We start from the raw sequence: 14,732 nt of genomic DNA, 5'->3' as shown, positions 1-14,732 counted from the left end.
CAAGATATTGACATAAATTAATATTCAAGATATTATAATAAAGGTTTACGCATGTAAATCTATAAAACGAAACATGAAGTAACAGAAAGTAATCAAAAAAGAAAACCTTATATTTATATGATAAAAATGAGGAGGACATCGTTTTGGGATACAATAAACGTCAATATAGAAAAACTAATGACAAAAAAGTATTACATAAAATTAGAAAGCGATGGGTCGTTGTTTCATTAGCGCTATTAGCTACGTTAGGTGGTGCGTCGGTTGCTCACAAGGGCAAGATTGCACATGCTCAAACCAACCCTAATAATACTAGTGCAAACGCACAACAGAATCCTCAATCTACATCTGGAGATGTTATGAGCGATGCCTCTCATATGCATGCCCATTTGGTAAGTGCAGCACAGACTAACGTTGCTCAAAATAATCTTAATGAGAGTATAAATAATAATACATCGAACAGTTCTTTTAAGCAGATTACAAGTAACGCTAATAGTGTAGTAAACTCTGCATTACAGGCGAAGACTACCCAAAGTAATGATGGTGAAAGTACCAATAATCTTCGTGACAATCGAGAATCAAGTGGTGACGGTTTTAAGTCGCAAATTAGTGGTGCTAATCAAGTGGCACATCATGCTCTGATGAAGTTGGGTGTGATGAAGTTAGGTAGTACCAATAACACAAATACTAATTCGGATTACACAGCCCCCTCAACTGATACTGATTTTGATGACATTTATTACGATTGGGACGGTAGTACATTACGTTTTGATAAGGGCCAATGGAATTCCTCACAATTACAAAACTCTGATCCTAATCTTACTAATGGACAAAGATTCATGTATGATATTCTAAATAATATCAAGGACAACCACAGATCTACATATAGTAGACCAGGTGATGTACAAAAAGTAGTAACAGAAGTTGATTTTGGACCTCATTTTCACACTAGTGATTTATCTGATATGCATCGGATGTTTGAAGGTTATTCAGATTTACAAAAAGTAACTGGACTTAATACTAGTGATGCTAGTGATATGAGTCATATGTTTGAAAACGATCCAAGTATTACAACCACTAATGATTTGAGTACCTGGGACACTAGTCATGTTACTAATATGAGTTACATGTTTGATAACGATAAAAATTTAAGTGATCTTAGTGGATTAAGCGACTGGAATACCAGTAATGTTCAGTTCACTAATAATATGTTTTCTAACGACTCAAGTCTTACGAATGTTACACCAATTGGTAATTGGGGTATGCATAATGTTACTAATATGAGTCTTATGTTTTATAAAGATACAGCGTTAACTAATATTAGTGGATTAAGTAATTGGGATACATCCAGTGTTTTATGGATGCCACAAATGTTCCGTAGTGATTTTAAGTTAAGTAATATAAAAGCACTAACTAATTGGGATACCAGTAAGGTCCGTAATTTTGCTTTTATGTTTAAAAATGATCCCCATTTATTTGACAGTGATTTAAACGACAGTGACATTAATAACTCTGATGCTCTATTTACATTTAAAGCCTTGTCTAAGGACTGGAATCTAAATGGATTACTTACAAATACTAATGTTAGTCATGTGGCACCTAACGGAGCAAGTAGTACAGATACAGGTAATGCTTATGTATTTCAGAATGATAGTGATTTCTTTGATTATTTAGCTAAACATTGTGATGCATTTCCTTCGGCCAATTATACTGTAAGAAAATTATCAAATGGGGAAATAAAGTCAAATCCTGTCATGACATTTACTATTCCTGGTGCTAATTGGACTATTGACTATGTATCCGCTAAACCTGATACACGTTCTACTAAGCATGGCGTTAGTCAATATAATCCAAATAATTCAGATTACTATTATCAATCTGATGGTGGGAATACTTATTATAAGCCATGGGTTCTAAACGGTTATACGGAACATCCTGGTGATATTAGCCTAAATACAAATAAAGATAAACGGCGAGGTAATTTTTACGTCACGAATAAAAATGCTACAGCTAAAACATCTAAGGTAGCACCTGCAAAATTTTATTATTACTTTGGTAATAAGGAACTTAATTTAGGTAAACCAGGAGAACGTTGGGGTGTCTTATACTCTAATAAGAATAAAACTTATGGCCTTTATGGGACTTCATATACTAAAAATGGTCAAACTTATACAACTGGAATGAGTGATGAGTATGGACCTATAGGACAGTCTAGTGATTATAAGAGTATTAATGATAAAATTGATGAATTTCCAGTTGAAGTTGGTTATCATCCAGAAGGAATACCTAATGGATATAAACCGTTCTTTAAGTCAAGTGACAGGGTTGCATATGGTGGAGCTATAAATTTAGAAATTTTACCAGATGGATGGAGTATTAAACCAAGTGACATTATCTTACAATATGTTGATAAAAATAATGGCAATAATATAACTCCAGAAACTCCGCCTGTTTCAGATCAAAGTGATATTGGTAATAGTAATGATAGATTTTATCATATACATCGCAGTTATAATAATATTGAGCATGATGTAAAAACGGATTTTAATCGTATTCCCAAGGGATATCATTATGTTTCTGCTACAGATAATACTGAAGAAATAGATACAGAAAAGGCACCTACAATTATAAATGGAAAACGAGTGCCACAAACAGTTGTTATTTATGTGGCACCGAACACGTCGAACGTCATCTATACGTATAACGGTCAGACGAAAGGTAAGGATCCGCAGACCTTCGATCAGACCAAGCCGAGTGATCAGAACGTCACTAAGAAGAACGCGCAGGACGTACCTGCGGGTTACCACTTAGCCAGCGATTCCACACCGGTAAATTACACGCCTGATAAGACGGGCACGGCCACGACTAACGTGCCAGTGGCCCCCGACAGTGAGACCGTTCAGTACACGGTTAACGGCAAGCCCGTTCCAGGTTCTACTCCGCAGAAGTACAGTTACGATCCGAATAACCCTAAGCAGACCACGTTCGATGTCCCGTCGGATACGGTTCCGCAGGGCTATCACGTCGCCCCAGGTCAGAAGACGCAGGGTCTGACGTTCAATAACGATAAGCAGCCGCAGCCGATTGCGGTCTTACCGAATATTCAACCAAGCTCGAGCGCACAACCGAGTTCTGGTCAGAGCAGTGATTCGAAACGTACTCAGAATACAACGGCAAGTCATCCGATTGCACCATACACAACTAATAGTGTTGCAGCCCACACTACATCAGGAGCACCTGCTTCTCATCGTTATTCTAAAGGGAAATCCATTAATAAGAATGGTGGTATTACTCATTACACCACTCAATCGATTACTAACGTGACGATCCCAAATGATGTTCCAAGCCTCATTAACTTCTTAAAGAATGGTAATGCTACTCCAAAACAGATGCATCAAGCCAAGAAGCGATTAATGAGATTGTTAGGACTCAACGGAATTAACGGCGTTAACAATGTTAATGGCAATGACCACTATGGCCATTACGGACGTCACGGCTATCCACAATATGCTGGTACTGGTATGTCTGCTGGACAATATCATAAGCTGTACGGTAATCGCTATGGTTATCATCAATATGGCTCAAGATATGGTCAGATGAACGTTGCTGGTATTAATCACATGCGTAGCATGAGTGCCTCTGAAGTTCATGCATACTTTGGCGGGATCAATGATGCCCGACTTGGTCATGCAATGCAGAGCAATGACCGCTACTATGTTCAGGGTTATCATGATTTTGAACAAGCTGAAAAAGGTTATCGCAATGTTGCACAAACTAATCAGAGTAATCATAAGAATGCTCAAACTAATAATGCCAATAACGGTAACAAGCTACCGCAAACCGGAGAAGCTCATGAACACATGAGCTTAGCCGCCGCTGTTCTGTTGGCATTGGGCTTGGCATTCATGATTCCAACCTTGAAGCGTCAAAAAGATAATAAATAAAATCTAACCTAAAAAATAAAGGACTTGCGTAATTGTTTAAATCATGCAAGCCCTTTTATTTTATAAATAATATAAAAGTTAATATTTATCAAATATATTATTGACATTATTCAGATAATGTTTATCATAGTAGATGAACGTTATGAAAAAGGAGGTCAGTCAGATGTTTAAGTTAATTCAAGCGATTCACAGCATTATCAATATTGCGATTAATATCATTAATCCATGCCGTGTGAATCGATTGGATAGTTTAAAGATCTGCTGATTTCTAATGTCGCACGGTAATTTTAACAACCGTGCGGGTTTGATCGAATTTCAAGTCATAAAAAATAAAATCCTCACGATTGTTAAATCATCGTGAGGATTTTTTCATACATTCAGGTCTGTAAGTCTCTCTAAATTTATACTTATGTTGTTTTATGCTCTGTTTTTAGAAACCAGGTAATATCGATGTCAAGTGTTAACGTCAGTAAGATGCCTCATATGTTTGATGTGATGAGTAACATGTCACGTAAAATGGACGTGATTAATGCGAATGTTGCGTCAATTAGGGATGTGGTTAATTCATCCAATTCTAAACTGATTAATACTAGTGACATCAAAATGATTGCCAATCTCGACCATATGACTTCGAGTATTGATGAAACCCGGCGTGATTTGGTCGACATGCTGGTTAGCGATATCAAGATGATCAAGGCTGATATCAACGTCACCACTGATATTTATAATGCCAAGCATTTTAATCTTCAGATAATCCAAAATATCAAAGCCAGTGTCGCAGCCATGAAAAGTTCCGTAAAGGACGCAAGATCACTCACCAACAGCAGTCTGATCGCCATGGCTGACGATGCTCAGGTTATTAATCCAATCATCAAAGCGCATTATGGTGTTCATGTCGACGACCAAGTTGATACAATTAGTTCTAATCTTGATGATATCAGCTACGTCGTCAATTCTGTATCGAGTCGAATTATCATGATGATGGACAACATGCTGGACTACATGGGAACCATCATCGCTAATCAGGGGATTTCAAAAGACATCATCAATGACATCTACATTATCTCCAAAAGAATTAGCGGCTAACTAATTACCAAGGTTAGCCGTGAAAAGGTCGTCATTAAACAACGGCCCTTTTCTTTTAGATAATTTTAGACCCAGAACAGGATGGCACAAACGACAATTACGACAAATAAGATCAGGTTAGGCTGATCCAAATGTTCTTTTTCGGTGTCATCATCCTTCATAATTGGTTTTAACGTATAGGTCTGATAGTCTCGTTTCATCATTTTAAATGTTTCTTTCTATAATTATTATCGATTTCTTGGAAATATGCGTAATAAAAAACACGCACAAGATTAAATTTTACTCTAATCAAAACGCTAATCAACTTTCCTAGTAAACGTTAACATATTTGTAACGTAAGGAATATCTTTAGTATACTTAAGGATACATGAGGAGGGCTAACCTTGGTTATATTAATCACCGGTGCCAGCAGTGGCATGGGAAAACAAGTGGCAATTTTATTGGCAAAAGCTGGTAATACCGTCTATGGTGGCGCACGTCATCTAGATAAGATGAAAGACCTTGAAAAATTAGGAATTCATACCGTTCAACTGGACGTAACTGATCCAACATCATGTCAGGTTTGTGTTGAACAAATTTTGCATGATCACGGTCGAATTGACGTCTTAATCAATTGTGCCGGTTATGGATCATTCGGTCCCGTTGAAGAAGTTCCGATCCAAGAAGCTAAAAATCAGATTAACGTTAACGTCTTGGGGATTGCTCGATTATCAAAGCTAGTGATCCCGTCAATGCGTAAGCATCAGTTTGGTAAAATCATTAATCTAGCCTCAATTGCTGGTAAGGTCCCAATGCATTTTGGTGACTGGTACAACGTTTCTAAGTATGCCGTGGAAGCCTTAAGTAGTGATATGCGAATTGAATTATCTCCGTTTGGCATTCAGGTCATAATTATTGAGCCTGGCATCATTAAAACACCATGGGGTAAAATTGCGGCTAATCATTTAATCAAAACCGTTAAGGGTGACGTTTACGAAAAGCCGGGTATGAAAATGGCTCACACGTTAGAGCACATGTACCGACCAGACGGCAACGCTACAGCACCGATTAAGATTGCGAGGGTGATTTGCGATGCTACCGTAACTAAAAAGCCTAAAGCCCGTTACTTAGTCGGTCGTTACGCTAAGCTGATCGTGTTTCTTCACGCAATTTTGCCAACCAGTTGGTTTGACCATATCATGCAAAGAGTCTAAGTTATCTTGAATTGGGATTATGTAAAATGATATGATAATAATAGTTAGAGAAAATAGATCCGTTATTTAGGGAGTTCTCTTAAATGTTATTTAGATTCGAAATGTTAGTGGATGCTAATAATTTGAATCGAAATTTGAATAATAACGTGAATTCAAATTCTGGTTTAAATTAATTAGCGTCTGTGCGAAGAATTAAATAAACGAGATTTTACAAGAAATCGTTGATTTGCACAGGCGGGGGCAGACTCGGCCGTGTAAATCGTAAATCATGATCTTAATTATGAAACGAAAGCTGCACGGTTGGAAAATCGGCAGCTTTTTAGTTTACTTTGATGATTTGTTAAATAGATGGAGTGATTGGTTTTTATGGATCAACAAAAAACTCAATTGAACACGCACATCGTAAGGCGTGACGTTGAAAAAGGGATCTTTTGGTCAGCGACCGCATCGTGTCTCTGGGGGATTTCAGGTAACTTAATGCAATTCGTTTCTCAGAACGAAGCGGTTTCTACGCAATGGTTCATGTCGTTTCGAACTCTGTTTGCTGGAGTCTTATTATTACTAATTGGCTTTTGCCAAGTTGGTAAGCACATCTTCGATCCGCTTAAGAAGAAAAATATCAAGCGGTTACTGCTTTACAGTATCTTCGGGATCGGGATGAACATGTCGACGTTCTACATCTGTATTCAATCAGGTAACGCCGCTATGGCCACCATCTTACAATACTTGGCACCAATGTTCATTGCTTTATACGCCTTTGTCTTTAAGCGTCAGAAGCCGTTAAAGGGTGATCTAGTTGCTTTCTTGGTAGCGTTGGTTGGGGTTTTTCTAGCCGTGACTAAAGGTAACATTGGTCAATTATCAATCCCGATGATTTCAATTATCTTCGGTCTGTTATCTGCCGTTTCCGCCGGTGTTTACTATGCAGAACCAAAACCGTTAATGAGGGATAATTCACCGATCGTTATCCTGGGCTGGGGTACGTTAATTACCAGTATCTTTTCTAACCTTTATTCACCAGTCTGGACGCACGTTCCGAAGATTACCGTTCCGTTGATCTTAGGGGTTACCGGTGTCATCATCATTGGTACCATTATTGCATTCTCTTGTATGCTATATAGTTTGCGCTTTGCCTCCAGTCAAGTCAGCAGCATCGTTGATGCCATTGAACCAGTTGCAACCTTCGTCATCAGTATCATCTTTTTCCACACCAGTTTTAACTGGGTCGAAATTTTAGGTGCGATCTTAGTCATCTTATCTGTATACATTTTGGAATGGTTCCATCACCGCACTACCAAACAGGATGCTAAAGAAATCGAAAGCTAAAATCAATTTAGAATAAAATTAAAAGCCGTCAAAATTTTTGACGGCTTTTTTGCTGTAATCATCTAAGTTTAGAAATAAGTTTGGTAAAATAGCACAACCGATAAAACCAGGGCACAGATTCCAACGACCGTCTTTAAAATCTTTTCGGGGATTACCCGGACGATCTTGGGTCCGATGTAACCACCGATGAATAGGCCGATGCCTAACGGGATGACCATCACCCAGTAAACGGTCGCTTTAATGGCGTAGATTGTCATGGCAACCACGTTAGCTGACAATGACGATACGTTTCGGATGGCGTTGTATACCGGGTAAGGTTCATCGGTAATGTGTGACAGAACCGCAATTAAAATTAAGCCGGCTCCGGCACCGAAGTATCCCATGTAAATTCCAGCAATCAAGAAAGCGAGGCCACCGATCAGATATTCCCATACTCTAACTTTACGTTGATGATTTTCACTGTTTTCGTTGAGGGGCTTCTTTGGCCAAAGGATCATGATCCCGGCAATTAAGATAAAGAACGGAACGACTTTCTTGAATGAAGCACTGGGTTCAGATAATAGAAGATAAGTTCCACCGATACTACCGATGAACGTACAAACTAACGTTAATAACAACTGTCTAACGTGGCCTCGGAGTTCCGGGATGGACGATAGGCCGGAACCCATCCCGGTAAAGATCATCGACGACGTATTGGTAACGTTAGCCGCGATGGCCGGCATGTCACCGATGTACAGTAGCGACGGATAGGTGGCTAACGAAGCCATACCAACACTGCTACTGATAATCCCAGCAACGACTCCAATCGGGAACATCGCTAGAATTTGCCATAATGCAAAATGAATAAGATCACCTTCGAAAATTTAGTTATCCTTATTATTATACGTGAAAAATAGACACATCAAAAATCGTTCGTTATTCTACCATAATTTTATTGATTGTTTATAGTGAACAGTGACGAGGACGAATTAACGCCCTTGTCCCTTACCAAAACCGTTACGGCCATCCGCAATGGCTTTCTGCAGTAACTACTTTCTTAGTGCTCCTACTCCTTATGTGGCTAATTGGAGCAAGCATTGTAAGAGACTCCTTTGCAAACTAGGTTTAACTCGGGATCGGTGTCGTGCCGGTCCTTTCTTTTTGGTGAAAAAACGAGTAGAAATTTAATAATTCCTACTCGTCTTTATATGAAGTGATTAGTTTAAAATTAAGCTAAGATCTTTTTAGCTAAGCCAGGCCAGTTCTTCTTACAAGCATCGGCAACGTCGTCAACATTAGCATCCTTGGCGAATTTGTCACTCATGGTTACTAATTTACCGTAGGCGTCTTTTGCGAAGTCGACTTTGTAAGAGTATAAGTTAGCGACCTGCTTGCAGTAATCGATATCGTTCTTGACGGGGTTAGCTTTGTCAGGAATTTTTTTATCGGCTAAGTCACGCATTAAGTTGGAGATTCCAGACTTAACAACGATTGCGGCTTGCTTTGGTGTTACTTTTTTCATAACTGAATGTCCTTTCTTAAAACGGTACTATCTATATGATATAACAAATAACGCTTAATTTCTGGGCCCTCTACTGATCTTTTTCAGTTTCGAAAGGCAGTATAAGAATAAAATGACGCTGATTAGTAAAACGATGTACCAAAGATGACTTACCAGGATTCCGCCCATTAATGACAGGATGATAAAGATACATGCCAGGTAGATTAACGCAACGTAGATCATTTTGCCACGTCCTTTTTGTAGCCAACTTGATGATTGACGAACTTTAGAAAATCAGGGATGGTCCCCACATGTTTAAGCAGGGTCGCAAAGACGACCACCGGAAGTGCGGGGTGTTGAATGTCGGCCTTAGCGTGAAAGAAGAAACCGAATTTCTTTTTCGGTTCTGATGAATTATTGTTCAAGAAACCATGAATGTTCTTTGCGGCTTCATATTCAAAATTGCCGACCTTTTGGTAGTAATAAAGGACTAAAGCTTTGTATAATAAACTGTCCTTAACGACACCCAATGGTTCGTGGCTGTTCCAGAAGTTGGCCATTAATTTAATGTGTTCACGCTTGGCTTTCTGTCGCATGGCGACCAGTAACGTTTCGTTATCATTGACTTCATTTTCTAAGCTAATGGGCTCAATGTCGTTCATTAGCATTTGGGCTGTGATCTTAATCAAATCGAAAACCTTCTTAATATTATTCCACATTTATATTATATTCTATTTACAAATATATTGATATATTTGAAAAATGGTGTATTATTATAATTGTAAATTAAATCGAAGAGGTTGCGACCGACATAATTAGATCAATCGAACAGCTGTTACTGTGTAGACGTTGATCGAAAGGGGAGGTCGCCGAGGTACTGATAATAACAGTTATTGGTGTACCGGGACGTAATTCAATAGATTACGGACTGTCGTGAATCAGTTTTCACGGAGAGCTTTGAATCATGGAACCGAATCTAAGTTAGAAATTAAGTTCTTTCGTTTCAAAGCGTATCGGAAATGAAAGAATTTTTTGGTACGTTGATAAAAGCCCTCCGGTCAGAAAATTGACTGAAGGGCTTTTTGCTTGGATTCGATACATGAATAACTTATCCAACCTCCTCTTCGAGATTTTGATTATTAGGAGGAATTCTATGCTTAGACGGAATAAAACGGTTAGAGTTCAGTCTTTGCGACGTGGCTTAAAGAACCGTTATATGTCAATGATTGCCTTAGGTGGTTGTATTGGTACTGGTCTATTCATTACCTCTGGTGGTGCGATTACCAGTGCCGGACCAGGTGGTGCACTGTTAGCTTACTGTGCCATCGCATTGTTCATGCTTTGTTTAATGGCCTGTTTAGGTACCGTTGCTACCCACTTCCCAAGTGGTAGTTTCGGTGACATGAGTGCTCAATACATTGATCAATCATCTGGTTTTACAACTGATGTTGAATACTTCTTAAACTGGGTATTCACCGTTCCGATTGATATCGCTACTGTTGGTATTATTATGAAGTTTTGGTTCCCGAGCACACCAGGATGGATCTGGAGCTTGATTGCCTTAGCATTGATTATTTTGATTAACGCCGTTTCAGTTCGTTCCTTCGGACAGACTGAATACTGGATGGCTTTCATCAAGATTTTAGCTATTTTAGCATTCTTGGTCGTTGGTGTTCTTACCATCTTTGGTATCTTCGGTGGCAAGTCCGTTGGCTTCAAGAACTTTACGATCGGTAAAGCACCGTTTGTTGGTGGCTTTTCTTCAACCGTTAACGTCTTTATCTTAGCCGGATTTGCATTCCAGGGTACTGAATTAGTTGGAATTACTGCCGGTGAAAGTAGTAACCCGTTAAAGGCCGTTCCGAAAGCCATTAAGCAGACTTTCTGGCGGATTATGTTATTCTACGTTGGTTCATTAGCCGTAATGTCATTCTTAATTCCTTACACCAGTAAAGCATTACTGGGTCAAAGTGTAACCAACATTACCACGAGTCCATTTACCTTAGTATTTAAGAACGCCGGCTTAAAAGGCGCTGCTTCATTGATGAACGCCATTATCTTAATCGCCGTTATCTCAGCAGCTAACTCTGGTTTATACGCCGGTACTCGTTCTCTATACTCCATGGGCCGTAACAACCGTAGCCGTGCACTCCACTTCTTTGGTAACACGACTAAGAAAGGGATTCCGTATTCAGCATTGACTCTGACTTCCGTATTGTCATTAGCTGTTTATGGCTTAAGCTTCGTTGGTCCTAAGGTTTATAATGAATTAATCACTAGTTCTAGTTTACTTGGCTTTATCGCATGGTTAATGATCGCCATCGCCGCTTACCGATTTGGTAACGCATGGATCAAACAGGGCCATAGCTTTGACGAATTGACTTACCATGCTAAGTGGTTCAAGTTCTGTGCCATTATTTCAATTATCTTCTGTCTGTTCATTATCGTTGCCCAAGGTTACAGTTCCATTGCTAGCCTTGATTGGTTCAACATCTTAGTAACTTACTTCAGTGTTCCAGTATTACTGATCGTTTACTTCGCTTACAAGTGGAGTCATCATGATCACGTCATTCCGTTAAAGAAGATTGACGTTCGTTCACTGAAAGAAGTTGAACAGAGTAAATTAAATAAATAATTAATTTAGATATTAAGATAAATGATATTGAAAAAGTACTGCATTATAATTAGCAGTACTTTTTATTTTCGTTTTTTATAGCTAAATGAGACTATAATAGTAACAAGGAGGCTGTCCGCATGCATCAACAGGAATCGCTGTTTGGTAACCCTGCTCAGGGTTCTAACCATTTGACTGATCCGACCAAAGGGATGTCAAAGAATACTCCGTTAGCTGATCGGGTCAGACCCAGAACCCTTGATGAATTCGTGGGTCAGCAGAATCTGTTAGGCAAAGGCCAACTATTGCGAACCTTGATCGTTCGTGACCGGGTCCCTGACATGATCCTGTGGGGACCACCAGGCTGCGGTAAAACGACTTTAGCGGAGATCATTGCCCGACACACCAAATCAACCTTTCTGCAATTCAGTGCGGCTGACGCCAGCATTCGACGGATTAAAATTTTAATGCGCCGAGCTGAAGAGTATCGACGACTTGGTAAAAAGGTGATCGTCTTTATCGACGAAATTCACCGCTTCAATAAGTCTCAGCAGGATGCCTTCTTACCTTACACTGAAAAGGGGAGCATTACTTTGATCGGTGCCACGACCGAGAATCCGTCGTTTACCATTAATTCAGCCTTGTTATCGCGCTGTAAGGTCTTCGTATTTCATCAGTTGACCACCAAAGATGTTGAAACGCTGATCAAGCATGCGTTAAAAAGTCCGAACGGCTTTAATCATTACCACGTTAAGATTAATGATAAACAAATTGAGTTGATCACGAAATTTGCGAACGGTGATGCCCGCAAGGCTTTGAATACTTTAGCGATGGCCGTTGATAACGGAAACGTTAATCATAAAACCGTAATGGTTACTAATGATAGCCTGAAGCAGTTAATGGGCCGTCGGTTCCTGTTGTATGACAAAAAGGGCGATCAGCACTACGACCTGATTTCAGCACTGCATAAATCGGTCCGAAATTCGGACGTTAATTCAGCGATCTACTGGATGTACCGAATGCTAGAGGGCGGTGATGATCCAGTCTACATTGCCCGAAGAATGATCCGGATGAGCAGTGAAGACGTTGGCTTAGCTGATCCAGGTGCGTTGACGACTTGCGTGAACGCGTTTCAGGTGGCCCGCTATTTAGGGATGCCAGAATGTCGATTGGCGTTGGTTGAAGCCATCGTCCGCTTAGCTTTGGATCCGAAGTCCAATTCATTGCTAAAGGCTGGTGAAAAAGCTGAACATGACGTTAAAAAGACCATGAATTTACCGGTTCCGCTCCAGATTAGAAATGCACCAACCAAATTAATGAATAAACTGGGCTACGGCGAACATTACAAGTACGCCGAAAATTATCAAGATCACATTACAGCAATGCGAACCATGCCTAAGAAATTAGTTGATCGACAATATTATTACCCGACCGACTTTGGCTTGGAAGGTCACTTTAAGAATCGTATGAAGCAGATTGCGAAAGTGAAAGCTTGGCACCGCAAACACGGTGATCATAAATTAAGTCAATATAAACCAATGGATTTAAATCAATTTGATCAAAAACATAAATAACATTGAAAAAGGTGAATCAAATGCGTAAATATTCTGATAACTGTACATCGATTTTAATCGGTAAGAAAGCTAGCATTGACGGTTCGACCATCATTGCCAGAAATGAAGATTATTTCACGCCGTATAATCCGAAGACCTTTTTAGTTCGTCCTGCTAACGACAAAAAGGATCGGGTTTATACGTCACCAACGACCGGGGTCATGATTCCGTTACCGACCCACGCTTATCGTTATACGTGCTGTCCAAGTACCTACGATCCGGAAGTTAACCCAGCAATCGCAAAAGATAATCCATTCTATGAAGAAGCAGGCGTTAACGAAAAGAACGTTGCCATGAGTGCTACTGAATCGGCATTCACCAACGCTCGTTTTAAGGGCTTTGACCCATTGGTAAAACACGGGGTTAACGAAGACAGCATGGTTACCGTTGTTTTGCCGTATATTGATAGCGCTAAAGCGGGTGTTAAACGCTTAGGTAAATTGATTGAGAAGTTCGGTACTGGTCAGTCCAACGGGATCTCGTTTGCTGATAAGGACAACATCTGGTACTTCGAAAGTATCGGTGGCCACCAGTGGGTCGCTGAACGAATTCCGGATGACTGCTATGCCTTAGCACCGAACCAGATTAATATTCAGAACGTTGACTTTAAGGATCACAAAAACTTCATGTGGTCATCACATTTGAAGAAATTTGTTAAAAAGCATCATCTTAACCCGGAACCGGGTACTTTTAACCTGCGTAAGATTGCCGGAACCCACGGTAATTTGGATCGTCACTACAACACACCACGGGCTTGGTATGGAGTTAAATTATTTAGTCCAAAAATCGCTGAAAAGCTAACGCCCACCAGCGGTAACATTCCGTTTATTCTGCACGCTAACCGGAAATTAACGGTCGAAGACGCTGAATATTACCTGGCTTCTCATTATCAGAACACTAAGTACGATCCAACGAACTTAAAGAAACCCGTTTTCCGACCGATTGGAATTGATCGTGGTCAAGAATCACACATCATTCAGATCCGGAATAACGTTCCAGCTGATTATTCCGTGGTTGAATGGCTTGCGATGGGCTTATTTGCTTACAGTCCATACGTCCCGTTCTTCACGAATATTTTGAAGACACCGGCTAACTATCAGATTGCGGATCAAAATCACTACACGATGAAGAGTGCCTTTTGGATGTACAAGACGTTAGCTGCTTTGGTCAACCAGAATTATAAGAAATACGCTGATATGATCAATACCTACAAAGAAAAGTGCCAGGAATACGCTAACCATCGGGTTCACTGGACTGACGAAAAAGCGAAAGATCTTCAACCAGAACAGCTCCAGGAATTCTTGACCAAGGCTTCCTGTGACACTTCTGATGAGATCACGGAACGAACCATGCAGGTCATTGGTAAGTTAGTTAAGCAAGCTCTGCATTCACCTGACTTTGCTTATTAATAAATAATCGCTAATTAAATTAAACGAAAAAGAGTCAATTATGTTGAAGACACGTTAACATAACAGGCTC

The 14,732-nt window shown here is 39.8% G+C and carries 12 protein-coding genes and 1 riboswitch; of the genes, 7 read left to right on the top strand and 5 right to left on the bottom strand.

Going from position 1 to position 14,732, the window contains the following annotated elements; translation table 11 throughout:
• Positions 1 to 143: 143 nt before the first annotated feature.
• Positions 144 to 3,941 (top strand): BspA family leucine-rich repeat surface protein, encoded by a 3,798-nt coding sequence (locus tag ELX58_RS03425; RefSeq protein WP_133441765.1) that lies wholly within the window; start codon positions 144 to 146, stop codon positions 3,939 to 3,941.
• 450 nt (positions 3,942 to 4,391) lie between these two features.
• Positions 4,392 to 5,027, top strand: coding sequence for a hypothetical protein (locus tag ELX58_RS03420; protein ID WP_133441764.1), 636 nt, complete (start codon positions 4,392 to 4,394; stop codon positions 5,025 to 5,027).
• 65 nt (positions 5,028 to 5,092) lie between these two features.
• On the opposite strand, the gene ELX58_RS07865 is transcribed toward ELX58_RS03420, so the two are convergent.
• Positions 5,093 to 5,230: a hypothetical protein gene (locus tag ELX58_RS07865; protein ID WP_162614622.1), complete on the bottom strand. Its 138-nt coding sequence runs from the start codon at positions 5,228 to 5,230 to the stop codon at positions 5,093 to 5,095.
• Positions 5,231 to 5,410: 180 nt separating this feature from the next.
• Here ELX58_RS07865 and ELX58_RS03415 point away from each other — a divergent pair, with 180 nt between their 5' ends.
• Together ELX58_RS03415 and ELX58_RS03410 are read left to right on the top strand one after the other, a co-directional pair.
• Complete coding sequence (locus ELX58_RS03415; RefSeq protein WP_236747703.1) at positions 5,411 to 6,220, top strand: oxidoreductase; 810 nt, start codon at positions 5,411 to 5,413, stop codon at positions 6,218 to 6,220.
• A gap of 366 nt (positions 6,221 to 6,586) precedes the next feature.
• Complete coding sequence (locus ELX58_RS03410; RefSeq protein ID WP_133441763.1) at positions 6,587 to 7,546, top strand: DMT family transporter; 960 nt, start codon at positions 6,587 to 6,589, stop codon at positions 7,544 to 7,546.
• Between the two features lie 68 nt (positions 7,547 to 7,614).
• Here ELX58_RS03410 and ELX58_RS03405 read toward each other — a convergent pair whose 3' ends face one another.
• The 4 genes from ELX58_RS03405 to ELX58_RS03395 all read right to left on the bottom strand — a co-directional run bounded on the left by ELX58_RS03405 (position 7,615) and on the right by ELX58_RS03395 (position 9,715).
• Positions 7,615 to 8,361 (bottom strand): sulfite exporter TauE/SafE family protein, encoded by a 747-nt coding sequence (locus ELX58_RS03405; RefSeq protein ID WP_133441762.1) that lies wholly within the window; start codon positions 8,359 to 8,361, stop codon positions 7,615 to 7,617.
• A 392-nt stretch (positions 8,362 to 8,753) separates the two neighbouring features.
• Entirely contained in the window at positions 8,754 to 9,047 is a 294-nt protein-coding gene (locus ELX58_RS03400; RefSeq protein ID WP_133441761.1) for a hypothetical protein, read from the bottom strand.
• A gap of 54 nt (positions 9,048 to 9,101) precedes the next feature.
• Positions 9,102 to 9,269 (bottom strand): hypothetical protein, encoded by a 168-nt coding sequence (locus ELX58_RS07860; protein ID WP_162614621.1) that lies wholly within the window; start codon positions 9,267 to 9,269, stop codon positions 9,102 to 9,104.
• Positions 9,266 to 9,715 (bottom strand): hypothetical protein, encoded by a 450-nt coding sequence (locus ELX58_RS03395; protein WP_133441760.1) that lies wholly within the window; start codon positions 9,713 to 9,715, stop codon positions 9,266 to 9,268. The genes ELX58_RS07860 and ELX58_RS03395 overlap by 4 nt, the downstream gene beginning before the upstream one ends.
• A 97-nt stretch (positions 9,716 to 9,812) precedes the next feature.
• A riboswitch (Lysine riboswitch) is annotated at positions 9,813 to 9,992 on the top strand.
• Positions 9,993 to 10,179: 187 nt separating this feature from the next.
• On the opposite strand from ELX58_RS03395, the gene ELX58_RS03390 reads away from it, so the two are divergent.
• From ELX58_RS03390 to ELX58_RS03380, 3 genes are all read left to right on the top strand, one after another.
• Complete coding sequence (locus tag ELX58_RS03390) at positions 10,180 to 11,661, top strand: amino acid permease (RefSeq protein WP_133441759.1); 1,482 nt, start codon at positions 10,180 to 10,182, stop codon at positions 11,659 to 11,661.
• Between the two features lie 119 nt (positions 11,662 to 11,780).
• Complete coding sequence (locus ELX58_RS03385; RefSeq protein WP_133441758.1) at positions 11,781 to 13,214, top strand: replication-associated recombination protein A; 1,434 nt, start codon at positions 11,781 to 11,783, stop codon at positions 13,212 to 13,214.
• Positions 13,215 to 13,234: 20 nt separating this feature from the next.
• Positions 13,235 to 14,662 carry a C69 family dipeptidase gene (locus ELX58_RS03380; protein WP_133441757.1) on the top strand — a complete coding sequence of 476 codons (1,428 nt, stop codon included), beginning with the start codon at positions 13,235 to 13,237 and terminating at the stop codon, positions 14,660 to 14,662.
• Positions 14,663 to 14,732 lie beyond the last annotated feature (70 nt).

Origin of the sequence: Acetilactobacillus jinshanensis (genome assembly GCF_004359375.1) — a bacterium.
GTDB lineage: Bacteria > Bacillota > Bacilli > Lactobacillales > Lactobacillaceae > Acetilactobacillus > Acetilactobacillus jinshanensis.
This window is presented reverse-complemented; position numbering and strand designations above follow the sequence as displayed.

Bases quoted from the DNA above. Each gene is read 5' to 3' on its own strand.
- ELX58_RS03410 (WP_133441763.1), top strand. From the start codon at position 6,587: ATGGATCAACAAAAAACTCAATTGAACACGCACATCGTAAGGCGTGAC.
- ELX58_RS07860 (WP_162614621.1), bottom strand. From the start codon at position 9,269: ATGATCTACGTTGCGTTAATCTACCTGGCATGTATCTTTATCATCCTG.
- ELX58_RS03420 (WP_133441764.1), top strand. From the start codon at position 4,392: ATGTCAAGTGTTAACGTCAGTAAGATGCCTCATATGTTTGATGTGATG.
- ELX58_RS03385 (WP_133441758.1), top strand. From the start codon at position 11,781: ATGCATCAACAGGAATCGCTGTTTGGTAACCCTGCTCAGGGTTCTAAC.
- ELX58_RS03390 (WP_133441759.1), top strand. From the start codon at position 10,180: ATGCTTAGACGGAATAAAACGGTTAGAGTTCAGTCTTTGCGACGTGGC.
- ELX58_RS03380 (WP_133441757.1), top strand. From the start codon at position 13,235: ATGCGTAAATATTCTGATAACTGTACATCGATTTTAATCGGTAAGAAA.
- ELX58_RS03400 (WP_133441761.1), bottom strand. From the start codon at position 9,047: ATGAAAAAAGTAACACCAAAGCAAGCCGCAATCGTTGTTAAGTCTGGA.
- ELX58_RS07865 (WP_162614622.1), bottom strand. From the start codon at position 5,230: ATGATGAAACGAGACTATCAGACCTATACGTTAAAACCAATTATGAAG.
- ELX58_RS03405 (WP_133441762.1), bottom strand. From the start codon at position 8,361: ATGTTCCCGATTGGAGTCGTTGCTGGGATTATCAGTAGCAGTGTTGGT.